This window comes from Flavobacterium sp. (assembly GCF_036759525.1).
GTDB lineage: Bacteria > Bacteroidota > Bacteroidia > Flavobacteriales > Flavobacteriaceae > Flavobacterium.
Genome location: NZ_DAIOUN010000002.1, coordinates 74,736 through 97,450 on the forward strand (window position 1 = coordinate 74,736; position 22,715 = coordinate 97,450).

Below are 22,715 nucleotides of genomic sequence, written 5' to 3' on the forward strand. Positions count from 1 at the left end.
TAAAAAAAAGACCAACTTTAAGTTGGTCTTTTTTGTTTGAATATTATTCAGCTGATTTTTGTTTTTTCATATCCGATTTATTTATCGTATCTGCCATAATAGGTGTTGCAATAAATAACGAGGAATAAGTACCTACTAAAATACCTACCAAAATAGCGAACACAAAACCTCGTATGGTTTCACCACCTAAAATAAAGATGGCAAGCAAAACGATAAGTGTAGTTAATGAAGTATTGATAGTTCTACTAATTGTAGTATTCAATGCTTTATTTACTATTGTATTAAAATTACCTGATTCGTGAGAACCTAAAAATTCTCTTACTCTATCAAATACGATTACTGTATCGTTTAATGAGTAACCAATAACTGTTAATATAGCTGCAATAAAAGCTTGGTCGATTTCCATGTTGAAAGGTAGATACTTCCAAAATATAGAATAAATACCCAATACAATTATTACATCATGGAAAACAGCACCTACAGCTCCAAGAGAAAATTGCCATTTTCTAAAACTAATTAATAAATATAAAAACACAACAAACAAAGAACCTAAAACAGCCCAATAAGAGTTCGTTTTGATATCCTCAGCAATAGTTGGTCCTACTTTAGTTGATTGTAAAACACCCAATTCTTTTCCATCATAGTTTGTTACAAATTCATCATAACTTGTATTTGGAAAATACGATTTTAGACCATCATATAATTTTTGGTTCACCTCTTTATCTACTCCTTCACCTTCTTCGGCAACTTTATATTTGGTTGTAATTTTCAACTGATTACCGGTTCCAAAAGTTTTGGCTTCAACATTGGTCTCAAATGCTTTTGTGAGCAAACTGCTAATTTCTGAAGCTTTAACTTCTTTATCAAATCTAACTTGAAAAGTTCTACCTCCTACAAAATCTACACCTTGATTCAATCCATTAACAAAGAATAAAGAAACCAAAGAAACTATTACTAATACACTTGAAATAGTATAAGCAATTTTTTTCTTAGACAAAAAGTCAATATTCATATTTTTAAACCAATTGTGAGACATTGGTGTAGAAAAAGTCAATTTGTGGTTTTTATTTACACTCCAATCCAAGATTAATCGAGTAATAAAAATAGAAGTAAATAATGAGGTTCCAATACCAATTAATAAAGTAGTGGCAAATCCTTTAATTGGACCTGTTCCAAAAACCAATAAGATTAATGCTGTTAAGGCTGTTGTTATATTGGCATCAAAAATAGAAGACATTGCTCCTTTCCAAGTAAATGCATAATTTACAGCTTCATCTAATGTTTTACCTGAGTCTAATTCTTCTTTGGCTCGTTCAAAAATAATTACGTTAGCATCTACTGCCATACCTATAGTCAATACAATACCTGCAATACCCGGTAAAGTCAATACAGCACCAAGACTGGCTAATATTCCAAAGATAAACAATATGTTCACCAACAAAGAAATATTGGCATAAACACCCGATTTACCATAATACATAATCATCCAAAGGACAACTAAGAACATACCTATTATAAAAGATAACATTCCGTTATCAATAGCTTCTTGACCTAATGAAGGTCCAACTACGTCAGATTGAACAATATCGGCAGCCGCCGGTAATTTACCTGCTCTAAGAACGTTGGCTAAATCTTTTGTTTCGTCAATAGTAAAATTTCCTGAAATTTCTGAACGTCCTCCTGCTATAGGTCCTGAGGAAACTCCAGGTGCCGAATAAACGATATTATCTAGCACAATAGCGATACTACTTTTTTGTGTAAAAGCCTTACCTGTCAATTCTTCCCATTGTTTTGCCCCTTTACCATTCATTTGCATTGTAACAGATGGCTTACCAAATTGGTCAAAAGATTCACGGGCATCAACCACTACTCCACCACTAATTGGAGCTTGATTACTTCGGTCTGATTTTAAAGCATACAATTCTACCGCTTCAATTTGTTCTTTTTTATCATTTGTAATTGAAGTAGGTTTACCCCATACAAAACGAGCGTATCTCATTTCCGGAGTTAAAAGTGCTTTACTTGAATCTCTATTCAGATAACCGTTGATTACAGCAGTATCTTTTGGTGCAAAATAACCAAGAACCGGTCCACCACCGTAAGATAACATTTTATCAAACAAAGGATTGTTTCCTGTGGCATTGGCCAATGAGTCCTTGGAAGTATTTGTTATAAGTGAATCGATACCTGTTTTTTGGGCCGTTTCTTTAACTTCTACTTTTACTTCAGTTGCTTTTAAAGCCTCATTTACGCTTCCTAAATAGGGAGCAACTTCTTCAAATTTATAGGTTTCCCAAAATTCCAATTGTGCCGTACTTTGCAATAATTTTTTAATACGGTCTACGTCTTTTGCCCCTGGTAATTCAACCAAGATTCTTCCAGACTCACCCAATTGTTGAATATTAGGTTGAGTAACACCAAATTTATCAATACGCTTTCTTAATACTTCAAACGCACTCAAAACGGATTCGTTAACCTTTCTTTTGATAACTGCTTTCACTTGAGCATCAGACATTTTAAGGTCAATCTCTCCATCTAAATTTTTGTTGAAAAAGATATCAGGTGAAGCTAATTTTACTTTACCATTGGAAGCTGCATCAAAAGCTTCAAAGAATGCATCAATATAAGTTTGATTCCCTTTTAAATTGGTAGTAGCATCGGCTAAAGCCTTATTAAAAACCGGATCTTGAGAATTGTTTGCCAATCCTTTTAGAATATCCTTCACAGAAATTTGAAGAATTACATTGATACCTCCTTCTAAGTCAAGACCTTTGTTGATTTGTTTTTCTTTAACTTCATTGAAGGTAAATGAGGCAAATCCTAAATTTAATACTTCAACTCTACCAATAGAATCGAGGTATTTGATTTCTTTTTGAACATCTCCTCCAGAAGCCGCTTTTGCATCTGCCTTAACTTTATTGGCAACAAAAGTGAATGAAAGTTGGTAAATACATACCAATGCAAATAGAATTGCGAAAAATTTAATAAGTCCTTTACTCTGCATTATTACTCGAATTAATTAATTTTTGTGGGTTATGATTTTGATTTACAATAAATAAACGAATTTTAACAATTCATTTCAATTTTATAAAACGTGCAAATATATAATTATGAATAGGATTAACCAATTAATTTACGCATTAATCTAAAAAAAAGACTGCATAAAATGCAGTCTTTTAATAAAATTGTTAACTTGATTAAGCCAATACTGATTTTAAATCACCATTCATAGCTCTTACAGCATCTGCACTTTTAGCAAATTTAGCTTTTTCTTCATCGTTTAAATGAACATCAACTATTTTTTCAACTCCATTTTTACCTATGATACAAGGTACTCCAATACAAATATCTTGTTGACCGTATTCTCCTTCTAAATAGACAGAACATGGAATCATCTTCTTTTGATCGTTAAGAATACTATCTACCAAGTAAGCAACTGAAGCTCCAGGTGCATACCAAGCAGAAGTTCCTAATAATGCGGTTAAAGTAGCTCCTCCTACCATAGTATCTGCAGAAACTTTTTCTAATTCTTCTTTCGTAAGGAATTCAGAAACCGGAACTCCATTGTAGGATGCTAAACGTGTTAAAGGAATCATAGTTGTATCGCCGTGGCCTCCAATAACCATTCCTTGAATATCATTTGCAGGCTTATCTAAAGCTTGAGATAAATAGGTTTTAAATCTTGAACTATCCAAAGCCCCACCCATACCAATAATTCTATTTTTTGGTAAACCGGTAGCTTTTAGTGTCAAATAAGTCATGGTATCCATTGGATTGGATACAACTACAACAATAGCGTTTGGAGAATGTTGCAAAAGGCTTTCTGCTACCGATTTTACAATTCCGGCATTAATACCAATCAACTCTTCTCTAGTCATTCCCGGTTTTCTGGGTATACCCGATGTTATAACAACTACATCGCTATTTGCTGTTTTACTATAATCGTTTGTACTTCCTGATACTTTGGTATTAAATCCCAAAGTAGTTTGTGTTTGCATGATGTCGAGTGCCTTACCTTCTGCAAAACCCTCTCTAATATCTAATAATACGATTTCACTCGCAATTCTTCTGTAAGCAATAGCATCGGCACAAGTTGCACCAACGTTTCCGGCTCCTACGATTGTAACTTTCATTTTGTGTGTTATTTATTTGTTGTTAATTATGCATCAATTTTTGCGTAAACTGCATTTTTTTCAATGAACTCTCTACGTGGTGGTACCTCATCTCCCATCAACATAGAAAAAATTCTGTCGGCTTCTGTCAAACTGTCTATGGTAACCTGACGTAAAGTTCTGAAATCGGGATTCAAAGTAGTTTCCCAAAGCTGTTCTGCATTCATTTCCCCTAAACCTTTGTATCGTTGAATTGAGGCCGAACCACCCATTCTTTGATTAATCAAATCTCTTTGATCGTCATTCCATGCGTATTCTTTCTTATTCCCTTTTTTAACTAAATAGAGAGGCGGTGTAGCTATGTAAACGTGTCCTTGCTCAATAAGTTCTTTCATAAATCGGAAGAAGAAAGTAAGTATTAAAGTAGAAATATGACTTCCATCAACATCGGCATCACACATAATAACCACTTTATGATAACGTAACTTTTCTAAATTTAAAGCCTTTGAATCTTCGGCAGTACCAATGGTAACACCAAGTGCTGTAAATATATTTCTGATTTCTTCGTTTTCAAAAACTTTATGATGCATTGCTTTTTCAACATTCAGAATTTTACCTCTTAAGGGCAAAATAGCTTGGAAATTTCGGTCTCTTCCTTGTTTAGCAGTTCCTCCTGCAGAGTCACCCTCTACCAAGAATATTTCGCATTTTGCTGGATCTTGTTCAGAACAATCGGAAAGCTTACCAGGTAAACCTCCACCTCCAAGAACGGTTTTTCTTTGCACCATTTCACGAGCTTTTTTGGCTGCGTGACGAGCTTGGGCGGCTAGAATAACCTTTTGAACAATTATTTTGGCATCGTTAGGGTTTTCCTCCAAATAATTTTCAAGCATTTCAGAAACAGCCTGACTTACCGGAGACACCACTTCTCTGTTTCCAAGTTTTGTTTTCGTTTGTCCCTCAAATTGTGGCTCAGATACTTTTACAGAAATGATGGCTGTAAGACCTTCTCTAAAATCGTCACCGGAAATTTCAAATTTTAATTTTTCCAACAACCCGGAATTATCTGCATATTTTTTTAAGGTCCGAGTAAGTCCCATTCTAAATCCTTGCAAATGCGTACCTCCTTCGTGAGTATTGATATTATTTACATAGGAAAAGATATTTTCGGAATAGCTTTCATTGTAAATCAAGGCTACTTCAACGGGAATCTCCCCTTTTTCATGCTCCATACTGATTACATGAGAAATAATAGGAATTCTGTTTCCATCTAAAAACTTGACAAATTCCTTTAATCCTTCTTTTGAATGGAACGTTTCTGAAACAACTTCGCCTTTGTCATCCTTATTTCTCTTATCAGTCAAAGTAATCGTAATCCCTTTATTCAAAAATGAAAGTTCACGCATTCTGGCTGCTAGAGTATCGTATGAATACTCTGTTGTCTGAGTGAAAATGGTAACATCAGGTTTAAAAGTAACCATAGTTCCTCTTTTCCCTGTTTCACCAATTTGTTTAACCGGGTAAAGAGCTTTTCCCCTTTCATACTCTTGTTCATATATTTTTCCTTCTCTGAAGACCGTGGCTCTCAAGTGATCGGATAGGGCATTTACACACGAAACACCTACTCCATGTAAACCTCCGGAAACCTTATAGGAATCTTTATCAAATTTACCTCCGGCTCCAATTTTTGTCATTACAACCTCAAGGGCTGAAACTCCTTCTTTTTTATGAATATCTACAGGAATACCTCTACCGTTATCTTCAACTGTTATAGAATTGTCTTCGTTTATAATAACAGAAATGGTATCACAATGTCCAGCTAAAGCTTCGTCAATTGAGTTATCTACTACTTCATAAACTAAATGATGCAAACCTCGCACTCCGGTGTCTCCAATGTACATTGAAGGACGCATACGCACGTGTTCCATCCCCTCTAAAGCCTGAATACTATCTGCTGAATAATTGTTCTTTTTAATCTCGTCGCTCATATTATTTTTATGGAATAAATGTATTTTTAGTCTAACACGCAAATATAAGTATTGGCAAAGGATTTTCTAATAAATTAGGATGCATTATACCTATAAGTTATTAACAATTGAATGTGAATGAACACCAAATCGCATGAAAAAATAGTCCAGTACTACAATTAAAAAAAGCGTTCCCGAAAGAACGCTTTAACAAACAAACTAAACGCAACCTATACGAAAATTTAAACGGGTATATCCATTTTTGAAATTGTAGGATCTGCTTTAACATGAGCCGTATTGGCTCTTCCACTGGGATCTTGGTTTTCTTGCCATTTGGGTATCCATTTTCGAACCGTTTGAGCCGCAGCTACTTGAGGAAAATGTTTATGAAAAATGGTACGATAATAAAAGGCTTCTTTGGTTAGTGGCGTATTGTATGGAAATAATTCTGCCGCCTTTTCAAAATCGCTATCCGAAACTTGAGAAGCACAAAACTCAATTAATGTATCTATCCAATTGTAGCCCACACCATCAGAAAATTGCTCTTTTTGTCTCCACAATACTTCATCCGGGAGGTAGGGTTTTTCTGGGGTATCGAAAGCCTTTCTCAGAATATATTTTTCAATACCTTGATAGGTTTGTGGCATTTTTTCTTCAGGTTTAATTTTTATGGCTAATTCTAAAAAGGCTTTATCCAAAAAAGGAACCCTTGCTTCCAATCCGTGTGCCATGGTAGATTTATCTGCTCGCAACAAATCGGCTGTGAATAATTTTTGAACTCTTTCTATGGTTTCTTTTTGAAAATCGGATACACTGGGTGCATTTCTAAAATAGAGATAACCACCAAAAATTTCATCGGCACCTTCACCCGATAGTACCACTTTTATACCTCTATCTGTTATAGCCTTAGACAAGAAATACATGGGCGTACTCGCACGAACTGAAGTCACATCGTAAGTTTCTAAATGCCAAATCAATCGGTCTAAAATTTCTATTCCTTGTTCTATAGTAAAATGAATTTCGTGATGTTCTGTTCCTAAAAATTGAGCTACTTTTCTAGCTGCAATTACATCTGGAGCATCTTTATCCAATCCTATGGAAAAAGAGTGTAATTTTTTACCCATATCTTTCATGAATCTTGACGCAATAGAGGAGGTTAAAGAAGAGTCTAAACCACCGGAAAGTAAAACACCAATGGGCACATCACTCATTAATCTTTTACGGACACCTTCGGAAAGGGTTTCTCGTATGGCTTCTAAATCTAATTCTTCTACAGCTGCAGCCTCGTCTTCCCATTTGGGCTGATAGTACTTTACAAAACCCGTTTCGGGTGTGTAATAATGACCGGGAGGAAATGTTGAGAATGTTTTACATTGATCGGCTAAAGATTTCATTTCTGAAGCAAAATACATTCGGCCTCTTTCATCAATTCCGTAATACAATGGTTTTACTCCTAGCGGGTCTCTACCTGCAATATAATCGTCTCCATCAATGACAACAAAAGCAAATATGCCGTCTAACCTATCGCAAAAGTCATAACCAAACTTTTCATAAAGGTGAACAATCACTTCAGAATCTGAAGTAGTTCTGAAAGTATGATCTTTCAATATACCTTCTCTTAATTTTTGATGATTGTAGATTTCACCATTATGAACCATCCACGCTGATGATGTCCCTTGTATGGGTTGCTTTCCGGTATTTAAATCGATAATAGACAAACGCTCGTGAGCTAAAATATGTCCACTTTCTGTGACATGCATATCGCTTTCATCCGGACCACGGTGAGACATTCTCTTGGAGAGTTCTTTAACTTGATCTTGATCTTTTCCTTTTCCTATAATGGCTAATATTCCACACATAATTTACATTTTTACTTATATTGATAAAGCAAAAATGGGTATTATGTTTCAATATGTAAATCATTAATGAATTTTTGATTTAAAATTATAACTAAAAAAAGTATATGAATATAAATGTTTAACTATTTAATAAAGTAAAAGCTTAAAATGTTTGAATTTATAAGTTAAAATAATTCAGTTAGGGTAAAAGTTTGGTTGTTAAACGAAATTTGTTCCCCTTCTGACTTTCCTAACAACTCTAGAATTAAGGGTGCTTTGGGTGAAACTCCAATGCACTTTTGGTGATTGATTTCTAAAACCGGTAAACCTACAGCTATTAGATATAAAGAATCATTTAATTTGACCAAACTTCCTACTTCAACTTTTGAGGATTTTTTAGTGAAATCTATTCGTTCTAATTGCTCTTTCAACACCATCCATTCCCGCCATTTTTTTGACAGCCGTTCTTGTTCCAAATGCATCATTGCTAATCCGGTTTCATGTTTGTCACCCGATGAACTTTTTGCATCGTTTTGAGCATCGTCTGTAAGCGATTTAATTTCAACTTGAATGGATTTAATTTTTGAATCAATTAAATCTCGGTAAGCATTAACCCATTGTAATTTCATGTCAAAAATTGTCCCATAAAAAATCCGCTTTGGGTAAAGCGGATTGAATTTATACGTTTTGTTTTAAAAATCAAATTTATAATTGGCACCTAAAACCACTTGAATTTGTTGAGTTGGAAAATTATTCCATCGTTCATAAGCTTGATTGAATAAATTATTTCCTTTCAGGAAAAGGGTAAGTCTTTCATTATGCTTGTACCCTACATGTGCATTGAAATCTAAATAGCTATCAAGTGTTATTTTGGATCTTGTAAAATTAGTCACATCGTTAGAAAGTACAATCGTTTCATAATCATCTCTTTCACCTACAAAAAACAAGTGCATTCCGGCATACCATTTTTCGGTAAAGGAAAAATCGGTAAAGGCACCCATTTTAAGGGCTGGAAGATTTAAAACCTCTTCATTGTTTTTGGGAGAAAAACTATTGATTGTTCCGTTTAATCCTAATGAGAAGTTAGGGGTAATATCTGCCTTAACTTCACCAAAAACGCCCAAGGTTCTCACATCATCATAGAAAACACTAAAAGAATTTCCATATTGGTATTGTTCTGAGACCGCATCTAGGAAAGGTATTGTTTCACCCGGTTTGGCATTACTTACAAACATAGCTTTATCATTTTCCATACTGTAGGAAGCCCTTAAATTGTAGCTAACTGTACTGGCTAGTTTTCCTTTTAGCCCCACAAAAACATCATATGGAGTACTGGTGGGTTTTATAAAAAGTGTGGGAGATAAAAATGGATTTTCATTTGTAAAATCTCTATAAGTGTTTTGGTTTAAACGTCCCTCTGCCCCTGCATACATAATCATCAAATCACCAACTACTTTGTAGGATGCCGAAATATTAGGGTAAATAAAAAACTTGCTGTCGCTATTTTCTAAGTCTGAGCTGTAAAACAAAGATACACCCACATTCAGAGACAAATCGTCTTTAGTGTAATTAAAAGACGGACTCAAACCAAAGTTTGCAAATCCGTAAGATATGGCTGGTCCGTCAAAGTAATTTTTATCAAAACTACCCGAAACATAGTCTAAACTCACATCGGTTTTAATTTGAGTATCCATCAAATCAAATGCAAAAGAAGGTTGGGCTACAAATCGATTCTCGGCTGAACCATAAGCATCCCAAAAACGATTAAACTTAATTTGAGCTCCGGTAAAAAAACTTTCTGCAAAAGAAATACTTCCGCCTAGATAGAAATTATGATACGTTTGAGCCACATCTTTATTAGCAAAATAATCTAAAGTATTGGCAAAATAATCTTGATTTAAACCATACCAATTATACATTTGATGTTGGTATCCGATATCTGCCGTCCAAGTCATATGTTTTTGCATACTTCCATAAGTAGCATCTAATGATGTGTTGTAAAATTTATCATCTAATATTAAATTTTCAATGCCACCTTGTGAAGAATGATGCCGTAACATAGCCCCAAAATAATCAGAATTACTTATCTTTTCGGTTACAAACAATTCGCCTAAAATTCTTCCATAATTCCCAAATCCTAATGAAGCGTAATTGGAAAACAACTTTTCCTTTTTGGTCTTGTCTACATTGGCTGCCCTTCCTTTGGCTGGTGTGAAAGTAGAGGCTACTGGAAATGAAAAAATGGTATATTGAATGTTTTCCATTTTGGTATTCTCATCGTCTTCCAATGACGGGGTTTCTTTTACCTTGAAAGCATCTGAAATAGTTGCCGAGTAGGGTTTAACAACATTAACTACTTCTGTTCCTATATTTTCATCTTTTTTCTGAGCCACTGCCCATGAAAAATTCAATGCAAGTGTGAGAAGTAAAAGGGGTTTTAAAAATCTATTTTTCATAGTATTTCCTTAGGTTGAAAGTTTAGTTTTGAATTGAAGCGTTTCGTTTGGATTCTTCGGCTTTGATTCGGGTTAATTCGGATTGAGCTTCTTCTACCACATCCGGAAACTCCGTAAAATTTTTAATCAAACTCTCCAAAATATAGGTAGCTTGAAAACTGTCGTTCAAGGCATAATTGTTTTTGGCCATAATTACCAAACCTTTAGCTCCAAAATATTTGTATCCGGAATAATCTTTGGCTAATTTTTGGGCTGCTGTATTTGAAGCTTCAAATTTGCCTTCTTTATTTTTAAAATATACATCATAATATAATGCTTCTGCTGCCAATTCTCCTTTGGCAATAGATTGCAATTTGGCATACGCTGCTTTTGCTTTAACCCAATCGTTTGTTTTTACAGCAGAACGAGCAATAATAATTTGAGCATCACTTTTCACTTTGTCATCTACTTTGGCGTTTGCTAAAACTTTTTCGGCATAAGCAACTGCTTTAGTATAATCTTGTTGCTCGTAGTATGACTTCATAAGATTAGATTGAGCAAAAGTTACATTTTGAGGAAAATCGGCTTCACTTTCCAATCGCATCAATACCGGAATGGCCAAGGCAAACTCTTTTCTTTTCAAATGAATTTCAGATAAGCGAGCCAAGGCTTGCTCTGTATATTCACTTCGAGATTTAGAAATTACAAACTGATAATTAGGTATTGCATTGGCTTCCAAACCATCGGCAAAATACAATTGAGCGAGATAAAAATTGGCTTTCAAGGCATGAATTCCATTGGGAAACTTTGTAACATAACTGCTAAAACCGGCAATCGCTGCTTTGGTATTGTTTTGTAAATATTGCTTCTCTGCCGATTCAAAACTTGTATTATCCAACTCTGCATCAGACACTTCTACATAATCTAATGTTCTTACCCAAGAGGCATACTCATCTACTTTTCCGGTATCAATATAAATTTGGCGTGCAGTTGAAACGGCTTCCAAAGCTTCGGGAGTTCTGGGATAATCTGAGGCTACCAACTTAAATTTGGTCAACGCTTGTTGTGGTTTGTCTGAATTGTAATACAACAAACCTTGTCTTAAAATAGCTTTTGCGGCAAAAGAACCGTTTCTAAACTCGGAAATCAACTGATCGTATGCTTTGAGAGCTTGTTCAGTTTTATTTTCGTTGGTGTAAGTATTTCCCAATTCAAAAAGAGCGTCATCGCGGTATTGTGATTTGGGAAAGTTTTTTAAAAACAGATTTAAATCTTCAATTTTTTTCTCATTTCGGGCTACAAATCCATAACTAATAGCTTTTTGAAATGCTGCATAATCTGCATCAACACCTTTCATTTCTATAGCCTTGTTATAGGCTTCCATAGCAGGCCAGTATTTTGAAGTCACAAAATAACTGTCACCCATACGTAAATAACTGTCATTTAAACGAATTTTATCTTCTTTTCCGGTATCAATGTAATTTTGAAAACGTGAAGCGGCTTGCTCGTATTCTTTCAATTTAAAATGAGTGTAACCTATATGATAGTTGATATTTTTATACTCTGGAGTTTGTTTGGCTTCTGCATAGCCTAAAAACTGTTTGAAGGATAGAAGAGCTTCACTAAAATTATCCAAAACGTATTCGGTTTCACCTTTCCAAAAAAGAGCTCTGGCTGTAAATTTTGCATCTCTGGGTTCGTTTATCGATTTTTTGAACATACTCATAGCTTCGGCATAATTTCCATCGGTATACAATTCTAAACCTCTGTAAAAAGTAACTTTTTGATAAGCTTGTTTGTTGCTAAAGCTTTTGTTTTTTTCAATTAATTCAAGAGCCCCTTTGTAATTTTTGGATGTAATGTAGGAATTAATCAAAAGCGTTTCTACCTCTTGTTTATTGGGACTATTGGGGTATTTTTCTAAAAATGAAGCTAAAACGCCCGGAATCGATTGGTATGAATTTCCAATTTCATAACTCAGTTTTGCATAATTCAAATAGGCATCTTCTTGAATTTTTAAATCAAAATTCATTTCAGAAGCATTTTTAAAAGCATTAAGTGCTTGCTGTTTTTTATCTGTTTTTAGATAACTTTCACCTAAATGGTAGTAGGCATTTTGAGCAACACTATCATTCCCATTTATAATTTTGTTAAATTGAGCAATTGCATTTTCATAATCGGATTGCTTGTAATACGAATAGCCAAATAAATAAAAGTCGGTATTGGTCCATTTACCTTTTTTCCCTTTGTATTCTTTTAAATAAGGAATTGCCTTGTCGTATTGTTTTAAATTGAAATAACTTTCTCCAATAATTTTATTAAGTTCCGATTTTTCCAGAGCATCACTTTTAGGCATTGCGGCTAAACCTAAATCGATAGCCTTTTGAAAATTACCCAACTTAAAATTCATATCTGCTTGGTAGTAGGACATTTTTTCTTTGTATTTCTGCTCCCCTTCAACTTGGTCAAAATATTGATTGGCTTGCTGGTAATTGTCTTTTTCATATTCCATATATCCTAAATAATATTTGGACTGAGAGCCGTATTCTTTAGAATTCACCACACGATTAAAGTACGTTGTAGCTTCTTTCTTTTTTCCTCCTGAGAAATTGGCATATCCTTTTTGAAAATAATATTTTTCTTTTTGAGCATTCGATAAGCTGTTTTCATCTACTTTTTCAAACCATTGTAAAGCTTGCGGATATTTTCCTTCATCAAAATAATAATGAGCCACTTCAATAAAAGCTTGATTGTGTCTGGAACTCGTAGGATAATTTGCTACAAAAGACTCCATTAAAACATCTGCATTGGGTTGATTCAAACGAATAGCACAATTGGCAATATAATAGGCACAATCTGATTTTATATCCTCAGAAACTTCTTGCTCTATAGCCTTTTTAAACAAATTTTGAGCCGAGAGGTATTGTTTTTCTTTATACAATTCTACCGCTCTGTTGTATTCGGCAGAAATGTGCGTATAGATTTCCGTTTTTTGGGCATAAGAAATAAACTGAAGAAACAGAAAAGAAAGAGATAAAATCCAATTTTTATTTCGCATAAGACAAGATTTTGTTTAAGTAACAAATTTAGGGTTTCACAAAATTACAAACGGGTTTAGAATTAAGTTTATTATGAACAAGTTTGTAAACAATTCTTAAAAAATTCAAAATCACTTATCAAAATTCATGCCTCAAGTAGAATGGAAATACTATTTGAAATAAAATTTTGAAAAACTTGTTATTGTTACTACTTTTACCCAACTTAAAATCAACAGCATGTCACAGCCTATTGTATCGCTTCAAAATGTAACTATTTTTCAAGATGAAAATATGGTGCTTCAAAATATTTCTTTAGAAGTAAATCGGGGCGATTTTATCTACATAATTGGGAAAACAGGAACCGGGAAAAGTAGTTTTATGAAAACCTTATATGCCGATTTACCTTTAAAAAGTGGCGAAGGAAATATAGTTGATTTTGATTTAAAACAACTCAAAGAAAAAGAGATTCCGTATTTGAGAAGAAAAATAGGCATCGTTTTCCAAGATTTTAAATTACTTCCAGACCGCAGTATTTTTGAAAATTTGGAGTTTGTATTGAAAGCCACCGGTTGGAAAGAAAAAGCCGAAATGCAATTCAAAATTGATGAAGTTTTAGAAAAAGTAGGTATGAAATCTATGGTTCACAAAATGCCACACCAACTATCCGGAGGTGAACAACAGCGAGTTGCAATTGCTCGAGCCTTGTTGAATGACCCCGAGTTGATTTTGGCCGATGAACCCACTGGAAATCTAGACCCTCAAACCAGTGTGGAAGTCATGGAAGTATTGCGTAAAATCAACCAAAACGGAAAAACGATTATCATGGCTACCCATGATTATGCGTTGATTATGAAATTCCCGTCTAAGACTTTAAAATGTGAAGACAGCACTATCTTTGAGGTAGTGCAAAGAACGGTTTAGATGATTTCTATTCTAATTCCAACATATAATTGTTCTATTAAAAATCTTGTTCAAAAGTTACACGAACAAGTTTCCCGTTCTGGAATTCCATTTGAAATACGAGTATTGGAAGACGGCTCTTCTGATGAATATCTGATGGAAAACCGAAGTATTGAATCTTTATCCTTTTGCAATTACAGCCTAAATCCAACCAATTTAGGCAGAACGCAAACCCGACATCGATTGGCTGAACATGCTCAGTATGATTGGTTGTTATTTCTAGATGCCGATGTTATGCCGGTAGCTGATAATTTTATTGAAAATTATATAGCCCATAAAACAAATAATTCCGTTTTTTTTGGAGGTCATATTTATGAAGATAAAAAACCTAATAGTTCTCAAATTCTTCGTTATACCTACGGAAAAGAAAGAGAAGAAAGTTCAATTTCAGAACGATTAAAAAACCCATACCAATTTGTCTTTTCCGGCAATATGATGATAGAAAAAAAACTGTTTTTAGAATTAAATTATTCTGAAAATCATAATTTTTATGGCATGGACATTTACTTCAGTTACCAATTATTCATACGCAAAATAAATATAATCCCCATAGATAATACAGTATATCATCTAGGTTTAGAAAACAATATCGTATTTTTTGAAAAAGCATTAGATAGTGTAGTTTCACGTAAAAAACTTTTGATGGACTATCCCAATATTTATCAAATTAATGCATTATTAAGCTATTATATAATTTTAAAAAAATGGAGATTGGCACCAATATTTCGTATTGGATTTGATGTATTTGAAAAATTTTTACGAAATAAAATTCTCTCTAACAATCCTAAATTAATTTATTTCGATTTGTATCGTTTGGGTTATATTTGTTCGCTAAAGTAATCTAATGGAACCTTACTTTTCTATAATTATTCCGCTTTATAACAAAGAAAAAGCGATTGAAAAAACCCTAAAAAGTGTTTTTCATCAATCGTTTACGGATTATGAAATACTTGTAATCAATGATGGTTCAACGGATAAAAGCGAAGAAAAAGTAAAACGTTTTTCAGACGAACGATTACGCTTGATTTCCTCAGAAAACAGAGGCGTATCACAAGCCAGAAATTTAGGGATTAATGAATCAAAAGGAAAGTTAATTGCATTTTTGGACGCAGATGATTATTGGTTTCCGAATCATTTACAATCTTTATTTCAATTATACCAAAATTTCCCTGAAGCCGGATTATTAGCCACTAATTACCAATTTTATTATTCGGATAAAAAAATCATTCAGCCTGTTTTTGAGGGAATACCAATAGAAAAATGGAGCGGAATTGTTCCGGATTTTTTTCATTCGAGTATGAAATACCGAATCGCTTGGACCAGTGCGGTAGTTGTACCTAAAAAAGTTCTTGATGATATTGGCAATTTCGATGAAAACATTACCCTTGGAGCGGGTGAAGATACTGATTTATGGATTCGAATTGCTTTAAAATATCCGGTTGCTTTTGATAATGAAGTCAGTGCAAATTATCAAATGGAAACTGAAAACCGTATTTCGTTGAGCAAAACAGTAGAAAGAAAATTTTCAACTTTGGATAAATTTTCAAATGAAGAACAATCTAATTCCTCCTTAAAAAAATACTTGGACTTGTATCGTACAGAGTTTGCTTTGAAACACAAATTGGTTGGTGATATAAAATCCTTTCACTTTTATAAAAATGCTATTTCAAAAGAAAATTTGCATTGGAAAACGCAACTCCTATTTCAACTTCCAATTCCTATTTTGCAGTTTTTATATAATTTGAAAAAGAAATTAGAATTATTTAATATTCAAACCAGTGCCTATCATTAAGCTTTTGAATCTAAAAAGGCTTGGAAATCCCTGATGTAATCTGCTTCTTCAAACACATCAGAAGCAACCACTAAACAAACTGAACCGGAAGAAAAGTTTTTTAATTCCCGCCAAATGCCTTCGTTAATCATTAAACCTTCAAACGGTTTATTTAATGTAACTGTTTCTTCTGCTTTTCCATCGTTCAAAATAACATCAAAACTACCACTCAAAGCAATTAAAAATTCGCGTTGTTGAATATGAGCATGACCACCCCGCTCTGCTCCTGCCGGAACATCATACAGATAGTAAACCCTTTTGATATCAAAAGGAACTACTTCTTTTTCAATAACTGATAAATTCCCTCTCGGATCTTCAATTTTTGGAATTGGAATGCGTTTGATATTCATCTTTAGGTTAAGTTAAAATTGTTTTCCAATCTTTAATAAACTGTTCAAAGGAATGCAAATCTTTTTGATTTTGAGCATTTTTTTTACATTTTGCATACAATTCTTTATCCGAAATCATTCGCTCCATAACAATTTTCAGGGCTTCAAAGTTTTGATTTTCAACCAACAAACCATTTTCATTGGATTTAATTATTTCATTGGGTCCGGAGGCACAATCGAATGAAATAACTGGAGTTCCGCATGCTAAAGTTTCTGTTAAAACGGTTGGATAACCTTCATTTTTACTACACAAAACCAAAAAATGTGCTTTATTCATGAACGGATATGGATTCGATTGAAATCCGTAAAAATGAATTTTTTCCTTCAATTGTAAACGCTCAACTAATTGTTCAAATTGAGAACGTAAAACTCCATCTCCCAAAAAAACCAAATGATAAGCCGATGTGGCCAAATCGGATTGTGCGTAAGTTTCAATTAATTTATCAAATTGTTTGATGTTGTCCTCATCCATTCTTCCAGCCGCCAAGATGTAAGGAAAATTTATCGAAATTGGTTTATCCGCCAGTAGCTGAATAGTATCATAATCAATTGGATTGTAAATAGTAGTAACGTTTGAGAAACCATACAAATCGATTATTTTATCTTCAATGGCTTTAGAAATCGTTACTATTTTAAAAGTTTTTTGATACAACAATTTACTAATCCAATTGTTTTTTGGAAAGTAAAAATCTAATTTGTAATTATGTACGGTAGGAATATAACGAGATGTAAAAACGAATTTGGTCAACAAGAACTCCATTAGCGGCTTAGTTCTACCTCGAAAATCTATTAAAAAATCAAATTTTTCATTTCTAATGAAATTTCGAAGTATAAAAAACCGTCTCAATCGATTAAATACTCCATTTTTGTATGGACTTAAATGAAATACTTTTCCACGATAATCAAATTCAATTTCCGGATTAACCAAGATATGATGCACCTCATAGCCTGCATTTTCAAATGCGATGGAATATAAAGCTTGCATTTTATTTACACCACCATGAGACAGACTTGTTCCCAATAAAGCAATTTTTATTTTCTTATCTTGCAATCGTTTTTAATTTAAATTTTACAAATATAATTGATTCATGCGAATCTTATTAGTCGGAGAATACAGTCGCTTGCATAATTCCTTAAAAGAAGGACTTCTGGCTCTTGGTCATGAGGTTACTTTAGTGAGTGATGGCGATAGTTTTAAAAATTATCCGAATGATTATAGCTATAGGGCTAAATGGTTGGCTAGCAACCCTTTTCGTTTATTCCGAAAAGCGATTCATAAATTATTCAAATTTGATATTATCCAAATTGAACAAGGTATCCGATTTCATTTTCTTCTTTCCAGATTAAAAGGTTTTGATGTTGTTCAACTCATAAATGAATCTTCCATAAATACTATAGCAGTTTACGAAATCTTTTTACTCCGAAAACTGATGCAAAAAAATGGAACTTTATATTTACTTTCTTCAGGTGCCGATGCCCTTAGTATATCTTTTCTGTTAAATAAAAAAATAGCGTATTCCATTCTAACACCTTATTTGGAAAATCCGAATGTAAGTACAGAATATACTCATATATTAAAATATGTTTCAACAAAACACATGAAACTTCATAGATATTTGTTTCGAAAAATTGAAGGGGTTATTGCTACAGATTTTGACTATGTACCCCCACTTTTGGGAAATGAAAAATATTTAGGAATCATTCCCAATCCCATTAATCATTCAAAAATAGCCTTTATGTCTACTGAAATAAAGGACAAGATTGTTATTTTCTTGGGTATCAATCGGCATAATTATGTCAAAAAAGGGATTGTGTATTTTGAACAAGCTCTAGCCCAGATTCGTCAAAAATATGGAGAGCGAGTGGAAATCATTTGTACAGAAAATATTCCGTATCAAGAATATATTCAGCTCTACAACAAAGCTCATATTCTTCTAGACCAAGTGTTTGCTCAAGATCAAGGATATAATGCTTTAGAAGCTATGGCCAAAGGAAAAGTCGTGTTTACGGGAGCTGGAGAAGCATTTCACAATCATTACCAAATCAAAAACCGGGTTGCATTTCATGCACCACCCAATGTAGGACAACTCGTTTCTGATTTGTCTTTCTTAGTAGAAAATCCTCAAGAAATCATTGAAATTGGTAAAAATGCAAGGGTATTTATTGAAAAAGAACATGATTATCTTAAAATTGCCAAAAAGTATTTGGAAGTGTGGAACTAAAAGTCTTTTGAACCAATTAGTGTTTTTCTGAACAATAAGAGTATAAGTAAAAAGTTCAAAAGGTTGGCTACAAAATAAGCTTGTACCGCTCCATTAGCCGATAACTCAACTACCCACAAATGAGCTAACAAATAAAAGGTGAGATTGTAAAATATCTCGATAATAAAATACCTTTTAATGAGCGTTTTAACTACTATTTGATAACCAAAAGCTAAAGTTAGAACCTTAAAAAAATCACCTCCTAATTGCCCTAAAAGTAAACTATTAACTTCTTGAAATTCTGAAGTTAAAACCCATTTTACTATCAAATCTTTTACCCAATAAAGTCCAACTATTAGAATTATAAATAATGGAATTACCGTTTTATAAAAATTTACTAATTCGAATTTAAATGCCGATTGGGTTTGAATTGAAGCCAATTTGGGTAAATAATAAAATGAAAAACCGGTTGTGAAAAACATCATGTAAAATCCTGAAATTCGGTTAACAGCATCCCAAATTCCGGCTTCTTCTATAGAATGGAAATCGATGATTAAATTGCGAATTAAAATGAAATTAAGAGGTACAATAACACCGCTGAACAATGCCATACTTGAGAATTTACCAATAGCACTCCAATATTTTTTTGAAATCACTTTTTGTAAATCAAAGTACATCCCTTTTTGGTGGCGAATCGCAATTGCTAAAATAGCTCCAAATAGAACTACATCAGCTACCGCTATTGCTATGAAGGCTCCTTGTAACTGTTTGTAGTAAATTAAGAGAACGGTTATTAGAAAAACGATTAGGGCGGATAGAATTTGAGCAAAAACTATTTTTTTGTACCATAACAATCCATTAAAAATAGAAGTCAAATACGTTTGTAAAGCAAAAAACGGCAAAACAAGTCCAAATAATTTGATATAAAAACCATATTGTTCATCCCTTAAAATAAAAAAACTAATGGATTCTGAAAATACAAAAAGGAGAATTCCCAAAAAAACAGACAGTAATAAAAAAAGCCAAAAAAAGGTAGAAATAACAATTTGAACTTCTTTCTTATCTTCTTTATTTTCTACGAATAATTTGAGTAAGGCTTGCGAAAATCCATTAGTTGCAACCGATTTGAATAGAGTTGTAAAATTCCGATAACTACCAACAAGTGCCATTCCAGGTGATCCTAAGTAATAGGAAATAATTTTCAAGGAAAAAATACCCAACACAAAGTTAACCAACACTGAAACCGAATTCAATGAAAAAACCTTGAGTAAAGCATTCTTTTTTAAAAAATCTATCACGGTATACTTTTAATAATTCGAATAGGATTTCCGGCAGCTACAGTATTTGGGGGAATTGATTTTGTGACTATTGAACCGTTTCCAATTACACTATTTTTCCCAATTCGAACTCCTTTTAAAAGGGTAACATTTGACCCAATAAAAACATTATCCTCTATATGAATTTCAGAGGACTCGGGTAACTCATTTCGCTTTTCACTGTGCAATTGATGAGCATCATTATCCATCATGTTGCAATGAGTCCCAATCAAAACGTTATTGCCAATGACTATTTTTGAATAAGAAACTAGGGAGAGGGCATTATTTATAGCTACATTATTTCCAATAATAATTTGACTTGATTCAAATCTTGCTTCTATATAGGCATAATGGGAGTAAAAATAGGGCGATGCCTTTACTCCTATTTGAACCTGATCACCAAATTGAACTGTTCCTTTGCCTTTTAATAATAAAGGATGATAAAGCGTTGGTTTTCCTTTTATCTTTTTACAATCGGATAAAATTCGATACTTTAAAATTCGAAGTTCTACGAAAAGGAATTCCTTTATTTTGTAAAAAACACCCATTAATATGAATTTAAAACTTGAATAATACTACTTACTTCTTCTTTTGTCAACACCGGACTCAGGGGCAAACTTAATACTTCTCTATGTATTTTTTCGGTAATAGGAAAAGATAACGCATTAAATACTGCCAAAGCTTTTTGTTGATGTGGTGGAATAGGATAATGAATCAAGGTCTGTATTCCATTTTCATTTAAATATTCCTGCAATTCATTTCTATTTTCGGTACGAATGACAAACAAATGAAAGACATGATTTGCTGAACCATCGTAAAAAGGTAATACAATTTTATCGTTTTTAATTTCGGACAAATAACGTTTGGCAATTTGTCTACGTTTTTGATTATCCAATGCTAAATCCGGTAATTTAACATTCAAAAAAGCCGCTTGCAATTCATCCAAACGCGAATTGATGCCTATAAAATCATTCACATATTTTTGCTCTGAACCGTAATTTCGCATGGCACGTATGATTTTATTCAAATCATCATCATTTGTCACAACTGCACCTCCATCGCCTAAACAGCCTAAATTTTTGGAAGGATAAAAACTGTAAGCTTTTGGGTAATCGGTAATCGGTAATGGGTAATGGGCTCCGTGCGACTGTGCAGCATCTTCAACAATCAATAAATTGTGTTGCTTAGCAATTGCCTCAATTTTATCCATTTCTGCTAATTGACCATATAAATGAACCACCAAAATGGCTTTGGTTTTGGAAGTGATTTTTTCAGCAATTAAATCCGGATTCAAATTATAGGTTTCCAACTTCGGTTCAACTAATACGGGAATAAAATCAGCTTGTATAATGGCTAATATACTGGCAATATATGTATTTGCCGGAACAATCACTTCATCGCCTTTTTGGAGTTTTCCCAATTCGATATAGGCTTTAAAAATCAACACCAAAGCATCTAAACCATTTCCAACTCCGATACAATGTTTTGACTGACAAAAGGATGCGAAATTTTCTTCGAACAATTTGACTTCATCTCCTAAAATATACCAACCGCGTTGCAGAAACTGTTCCGTTTTTTCATGGAAAGCTTTCTCATACCGCTGGTTGATTTTTTGTAAATCGTAGAATTTTATCATAGTGAAAATTCGTAAAATTTTTGTTCATAAGCTACACAACCGTACTCTTTCTTTTGATCAAATAAACCCTTATTTATTGATTTATTATCGTTGGAAGATACAGTTCCCATATCAAAAAAAGCAAACTCTTTTTTATATTTTTCAATTAAATTGACAAACAAAAAATCTAAAGCTCTGGTTTCTTCCCCTTTTAAAGTTGTAGCTCCGTACTGTGATTTAATTCCGTTTTTGAAAACAAACAATGTAATTCCGGCCACAATTTGATCTTCACAATAGGCCGAATATTGCAGAATATTTTCCGGAAATTTTTCTTTCAAATATTGAATTTCAGTCAAAGTATGAACAGGTTGAGCTTGGTATTTTTCCATTAATCGAGGAATTAAAACCTCGTTCCAAAAAGGCTTTAGGTCATTTTCTAATTGCATAAAGAGTCCTTTTTGATGAGCCTTCTTATGGTGTTTGCGTTTCGCTTTTGCAACAGTAAAAGGTTCATTAAAATGAATTACCATGCCTAAATCTTTTCTAAAAAGTTTACCTTTTTGATTGAGGTGGAAATCCAAAACTTCTTCTTGATTTGAACTGTAAAAATGAAGTATGGGTTTGTAAATCCACTTTGAAATATGATTCGCTTGCAAGTATAGAAAAATGGAGTCCCAAATCATCGGAATTTCAGAACCACTCATTTCCGGTTTCACAACCAATCCGCCATAGGTTAACCCTTGATGCGAATATACAATAGTATCAACTATGTTGGCCGGTAAGACAGCAACCCAATCATTATCATCTTCTACTATCAGAGAATAATCTGTGAATCGATCTTGATGGTATTCCATAAAATCCCGATGAAACAAGAAAGTAGCATTTGGAGCCTTGGCAACAAATGCATTCCATTTAAGGAAATCGGTTGTTGCATAATCTCGCACTCGATATTGACTTGCTTTTTCCATCAAGCTTTACTAGAATTTTTTTAGTTGTGAGATAAAATGTATCTT

17 protein-coding genes are annotated in these 22,715 nt (G+C 33.4%); 4 read left to right on the forward strand and 13 right to left on the reverse strand.

Going from position 1 to position 22,715, the window contains the following annotated elements; all coding sequences use genetic code 11:
* Window positions 1-43 precede the first annotated feature (43 nt).
* The 7 genes from secDF to V7M80_RS02185 form a co-directional block, all read right to left on the reverse strand.
* Window positions 44-3,004, reverse strand: a complete 2,961-nt coding sequence (gene secDF / locus V7M80_RS02155; RefSeq protein WP_333693719.1) for a protein translocase subunit SecDF — start codon at window positions 3,002-3,004, stop codon at window positions 44-46.
* Window positions 3,005-3,197: 193 nt separating this feature from the next.
* Entirely contained in the window at window positions 3,198-4,133 is a 936-nt protein-coding gene (gene mdh / locus V7M80_RS02160; protein ID WP_333693720.1) for a malate dehydrogenase, read from the reverse strand.
* A gap of 26 nt (window positions 4,134-4,159) precedes the next feature.
* Window positions 4,160-6,100, reverse strand: coding sequence for a DNA topoisomerase (ATP-hydrolyzing) subunit B (gene gyrB / locus V7M80_RS02165; RefSeq protein ID WP_333693721.1), 1,941 nt, complete (start codon window positions 6,098-6,100; stop codon window positions 4,160-4,162).
* A gap of 221 nt (window positions 6,101-6,321) precedes the next feature.
* Window positions 6,322-7,938, reverse strand: a complete 1,617-nt coding sequence (gene asnB / locus V7M80_RS02170) for an asparagine synthase B (RefSeq protein WP_333693722.1) — start codon at window positions 7,936-7,938, stop codon at window positions 6,322-6,324.
* Between the two features lie 164 nt (window positions 7,939-8,102).
* Window positions 8,103-8,546, reverse strand: a complete 444-nt coding sequence (locus V7M80_RS02175) for a hypothetical protein (protein WP_333693723.1) — start codon at window positions 8,544-8,546, stop codon at window positions 8,103-8,105.
* 63 nt (window positions 8,547-8,609) lie between these two features.
* Entirely contained in the window at window positions 8,610-10,373 is a 1,764-nt protein-coding gene (locus V7M80_RS02180) for a TonB-dependent receptor (protein WP_333693724.1), read from the reverse strand.
* A 22-nt stretch (window positions 10,374-10,395) separates the two neighbouring features.
* The gene (locus V7M80_RS02185; RefSeq protein WP_333693725.1) at window positions 10,396-13,410 is read right to left on the reverse strand and encodes a tetratricopeptide repeat protein; all 3,015 of its coding nucleotides are present in this window, start codon (window positions 13,408-13,410) and stop codon (window positions 10,396-10,398) included.
* Window positions 13,411-13,627: 217 nt separating this feature from the next.
* Between V7M80_RS02185 and V7M80_RS02190 the strand changes: the two genes are divergently transcribed.
* Genes V7M80_RS02190 through V7M80_RS02200 form a run of 3 tightly spaced genes read left to right on the forward strand, consistent with a single transcriptional unit; the run spans window position 13,628 to window position 16,142 of the window.
* Window positions 13,628-14,311, forward strand: a complete 684-nt coding sequence (locus V7M80_RS02190) for a cell division ATP-binding protein FtsE (protein ID WP_333693726.1) — start codon at window positions 13,628-13,630, stop codon at window positions 14,309-14,311.
* Window positions 14,312-15,190 (forward strand): glycosyltransferase family 2 protein, encoded by an 879-nt coding sequence (locus V7M80_RS02195; protein ID WP_333693727.1) that lies wholly within the window; start codon window positions 14,312-14,314, stop codon window positions 15,188-15,190.
* A 4-nt stretch (window positions 15,191-15,194) separates the two neighbouring features.
* On the forward strand, window positions 15,195-16,142 hold the full coding sequence (locus V7M80_RS02200) for a glycosyltransferase family 2 protein (RefSeq protein ID WP_333693728.1): 948 nt from the start codon (window positions 15,195-15,197) through the stop codon (window positions 16,140-16,142).
* On the opposite strand, the gene V7M80_RS02205 is transcribed toward V7M80_RS02200, so the two are convergent.
* Window positions 16,139-16,531, reverse strand: coding sequence for a sugar 3,4-ketoisomerase (locus V7M80_RS02205; protein WP_333693729.1), 393 nt, complete (start codon window positions 16,529-16,531; stop codon window positions 16,139-16,141). The genes V7M80_RS02200 and V7M80_RS02205 overlap by 4 nt on opposite strands.
* 7 nt (window positions 16,532-16,538) lie before the next feature.
* Entirely contained in the window at window positions 16,539-17,621 is a 1,083-nt protein-coding gene (locus V7M80_RS02210; protein WP_333693730.1) for a glycosyltransferase, read from the reverse strand.
* A 37-nt stretch (window positions 17,622-17,658) separates the two neighbouring features.
* On the opposite strand from V7M80_RS02210, the gene V7M80_RS02215 reads away from it, so the two are divergent.
* Window positions 17,659-18,792, forward strand: a complete 1,134-nt coding sequence (locus V7M80_RS02215) for a glycosyltransferase family protein (RefSeq protein ID WP_333693731.1) — start codon at window positions 17,659-17,661, stop codon at window positions 18,790-18,792.
* On the opposite strand, the gene V7M80_RS02220 is transcribed toward V7M80_RS02215, so the two are convergent.
* From V7M80_RS02220 to V7M80_RS02235, 4 genes are read right to left on the reverse strand one after another with little or no spacing between them, the layout of a single operon-like run.
* Window positions 18,789-20,069 (reverse strand): O-antigen translocase, encoded by a 1,281-nt coding sequence (locus V7M80_RS02220; RefSeq protein ID WP_333693732.1) that lies wholly within the window; start codon window positions 20,067-20,069, stop codon window positions 18,789-18,791. The two genes, V7M80_RS02215 and V7M80_RS02220, sit on opposite strands and share 4 nt — an antisense overlap.
* Window positions 20,066-20,635, reverse strand: coding sequence for an acyltransferase (locus V7M80_RS02225; protein ID WP_333693733.1), 570 nt, complete (start codon window positions 20,633-20,635; stop codon window positions 20,066-20,068). The genes V7M80_RS02220 and V7M80_RS02225 overlap by 4 nt, the downstream gene beginning before the upstream one ends.
* Window positions 20,635-21,723 (reverse strand): DegT/DnrJ/EryC1/StrS family aminotransferase, encoded by a 1,089-nt coding sequence (locus V7M80_RS02230; protein WP_333693734.1) that lies wholly within the window; start codon window positions 21,721-21,723, stop codon window positions 20,635-20,637. Before V7M80_RS02230 ends, V7M80_RS02225 begins: the two co-directional genes overlap by 1 nt.
* Entirely contained in the window at window positions 21,720-22,670 is a 951-nt protein-coding gene (locus tag V7M80_RS02235) for a FemAB family protein (RefSeq protein ID WP_333693735.1), read from the reverse strand. Before V7M80_RS02235 ends, V7M80_RS02230 begins: the two co-directional genes overlap by 4 nt.
* Between the last annotated feature and the right edge of the window lie 45 nt (window positions 22,671-22,715).